Genomic DNA, 369 nt, shown 5'->3' with positions numbered 1-369 from the left:
TTGCCGCTCTGTAACTCTTCCCAGATGCGCTGGCCTGTCGGGGCGCTATCGTCCTGCATGGCGGTATACGGGACGAATTCCGTTTCACCTTCAAATAACACCTCGCAGTCAACCGCACCATTTTCGAGATAATGGGCGTTTCTGATGCCCTTTACTGCTCTGATTTTCATGTTTTATTCCCCGTTACTCGATGCGCACAAACAGGCAGATACGACCGCTTGTTCCGTAAGAGTCCCTGACCCCGGATAACGCCATATAACGCCCCGGAAAAGTGTACCCTGTAGCTCCTGCACTCGGTGTGGAACCGTAGGAGCCAGCCCCCGCAGAAGATATTGTGCACGAAAGATTAACTCCGCCCAGTTGTGACCC

2 pseudogenes are annotated in these 369 nt (G+C 53.4%); both read right to left on the bottom strand.

Annotation, left to right across the window (positions count from 1 at the left end):
* A pseudogene (locus BEA93_RS24775) lies at positions 1–170 on the bottom strand (DUF4376 domain-containing protein); the annotation flags it as partial.
* Positions 171–183: 13 nt separating this feature from the next.
* A pseudogene (locus BEA93_RS26005) lies at positions 184–369 on the bottom strand (phage tail protein); the annotation flags it as partial.

This window comes from Escherichia sp. MOD1-EC5950, assembly GCF_002965345.1.
Lineage (GTDB): Bacteria > Pseudomonadota > Gammaproteobacteria > Enterobacterales > Enterobacteriaceae > Escherichia > Escherichia marmotae.
This window is presented reverse-complemented; position numbering and strand designations above follow the sequence as displayed.